This window comes from Hyphomicrobium sp. (genome assembly GCF_035572195.1).
Taxonomy (GTDB): domain Bacteria; phylum Pseudomonadota; class Alphaproteobacteria; order Rhizobiales; family Hyphomicrobiaceae; genus Hyphomicrobium_B.
The window spans coordinates 1-2,376 of the sequence record NZ_DATNBA010000099.1 but is presented as its reverse complement, the minus strand read 5'-3'; the positions used below and the strand labels follow the sequence as shown (position 1 = coordinate 2,376).

Annotated in this window: 2 protein-coding genes and 1 pseudogene; 2 read left to right on the top strand and 1 reads right to left on the bottom strand. The window is 58.2% G+C overall.

Features of this window, described 5'->3' with window-relative positions; genetic code table 11:
* Together VN623_RS08455 and VN623_RS08450 are read left to right on the top strand one after the other, a co-directional pair.
* A pseudogene (locus tag VN623_RS08455) lies at window positions 1-474 on the top strand (branched-chain amino acid ABC transporter substrate-binding protein); the annotation flags it as partial.
* A gap of 180 nt (window positions 475-654) precedes the next feature.
* Complete coding sequence (locus VN623_RS08450; RefSeq protein ID WP_325570048.1) at window positions 655-1,950, top strand: amino acid ABC transporter substrate-binding protein; 1,296 nt, start codon at window positions 655-657, stop codon at window positions 1,948-1,950.
* A 73-nt stretch (window positions 1,951-2,023) separates the two neighbouring features.
* Here the strand turns inward: VN623_RS08450 and VN623_RS08445 are convergent.
* Window positions 2,024-2,376 (bottom strand): ATP-binding cassette domain-containing protein (locus tag VN623_RS08445; RefSeq protein ID WP_325570047.1); only part of this gene is annotated, 353 nt, incomplete at its 5' end.

The following is a 2,376-nucleotide window of genomic DNA, read 5'->3' as shown; positions in this document are numbered from 1 at the left end:
GGGCTGCAGTCGACTGTGTTCAAGACGAAGCTCGGCCCGGCATTGAACGGATACATGAACTATGACTTCTGGCTGCCCGCAAAATCCCTGATGTTCAAGGGCACAGCGGAATTCATGCAGAAGTATCAGGATCGTGCCGTCAAAGCGGGCGTGGATCCGCTCGGCTACTATATGGCCCCGTTCAGCTACTCGTATCTCGACGTTCTCGGACAGGCGATCACGGCAACCAAAAGCGTCGACGACGCCAAACTCGCTGATTACCTGCGCAAGACCACATTCAAAACCATCGTCGGCGATGTTTCGTTTGGCAAGAACGGCGAATGGGCGAAGTCGCGGGTCTTCCAGGCGCAATTCCGCGGGATCAAAGGCAATGGTATCGACCAGTTCAGGAATCCGGAGACCCTGGCCATTATCACACCGGCGGAATACAAGTCCGGCGACGTGATCTATCCCTTCGAGAAGGCGAGGCAATAAGCCTTCCCACCTTGGCCCACAGCCGGGTTTCAGGGCGCAGCGCGGCTCAAATTTGCTGCGCCGCGTGCGTTTTGGCGGGTAGCATCCGGCAATTGGTCTAATCCTCGGGACTTTCTGTCGCGCCCGATGGACCATTGCGTCGGGCGCTGTCATTATTGGTCATCGAAATAAAAGACGTTCATGGGAGGAGAAGATATGCTGCAAAATCTCAAGTCCCGGACATTTGCCTGGATGGCAGGGACGGCTGTCGCCGTCGTGGCCGCCGGCGCGATGTTCGTGGGGGCCGCCTCGGCCCAAAACAAGGAGCCGATCAAGATCGGTTTCGGTATGTCGTTGACCGGCCCGCTTGCCGCCAACGGCAAACAGGCGCTGCTTGGCATGAAAATCTGGGAAGAAGAGACCAACGCCAAGGGTGGTCTGCTCGGGCGTCCGGTCAAGCTGATCTTCTACGATGACCAGAGCAATCCTTCGACGGTGCCCGGCATCTACACCAAGCTGATCGACGTGGACAAAGTCGAGCTCGTGGTCGGCGGTTACGCCACCAACATGAACGCGCCGGCGATGCCAGTGGTCATGCAGAAGGGCAAGACCTACATCAGTCTGTTTGCGCTCGACGTTAATCACGAGTTCAAATACCCGAAGTACTTCTCGGTGTTGCCAACCGGCCCGCAGACCAAGCCGTCGTTTATCGAGGGCGTGTTTCAGGTCGCTGCCGCGCAGAATCCGAAGCCGACGACACTCGGGCTGGTGGTCGAGGACGCCGAGTTCTCCAATAACGCCTGCGACGGCGCCCGCGAGAACGCCAAGAAGTTCAATATGAAGATCGTTTACGACCGGAAATATCCGCCGAGCACGACGGACTACACGCCGATCGTGCGCGCCGTGCAGGCGGCCAATCCGGACGTGGTCATCGTCTGCTCCTACCCCCTTGGCTCCGTCGGCATTGTGCAGGCGGTCCGTGAGCTCAACTACAAGCCGAAGATCATTGGAGGCGCGATGGTCGGATTGCAGGCCACGGTCTTCAAGAGCAAGCTTGGACCAAAGCTCAACGGGATCATCAACTATGAGACATGGGTGCCGTCCGACAGGTTGATGAAGCCGGCAGCCGAGTTCTTCAAAAAATATCAGGCGAAGGCCGGCGCTGAAGGTGTCGATCCACTCGGCTACTATCTCGGTGGGTGGGGCTACGCGTATATCAACATGCTCGGCGAGGCGATTGCCGGCACGAAAAGCATCGATGACAACAAGATCGCGGACTACCTCCGCAAGACACCGCACAAGACAATCATGGGCGACTGGTCTTACGGCCCGGGTGGCGAGTGGACGAAGTCAGGCATGATGCAAGTGCAGTATCACGGCATCAAGGAAGGCGCTGGCCTCGAGACCTGGAAAGGCATGGGATATCAGAACGTGCTCACACCGGCTGATCTGAAGACCGGCAATGTGATTTATCCCTACGAGAAAGCTCTGCAGTAGTTTGGCTGCGCTCCGAATAAAAAACGGCGCGGGACAAGTCCCGCGCCGTTTTGCTTTTGGAACTTCGCGCTCGTTACATGCCCATGTAAAGCTTGCGGACCAGATCATTGTTGTTGAGTTCCTCAGCCGAGCGGCCTTCGAAAGCGATCTTGCCGTGCACGATCACATAGCCGCGGTCGGCGATACGGATCGCCTGCGTGAAATTCTGTTCAGCCATCAGCACCGTCAGCTGGTAGTGATCTTTGAGCAGTTTGATGGCGTCAATAGTGCGCGCGACCAGCTGTGGCGCCAGTCCGACCGACGGCTCATCCACCAGCAAGATCCGCGGCGCGAGCATCAGCGCGCGAGCCAGCGCCAGCATCTGCTGTTCGCCGCCGCTCATTGAGCCCGCAAGCTGGCTGCGCCGTTCCGCGAGGCGTGGAAATG

Coding starts and splice junctions, on each gene's coding strand:
- VN623_RS08450 (WP_325570048.1), top strand. CDS start 655: ATGGGAGGAGAAGATATGCTGCAAAATCTCAAGTCCCGGACATTTGCC.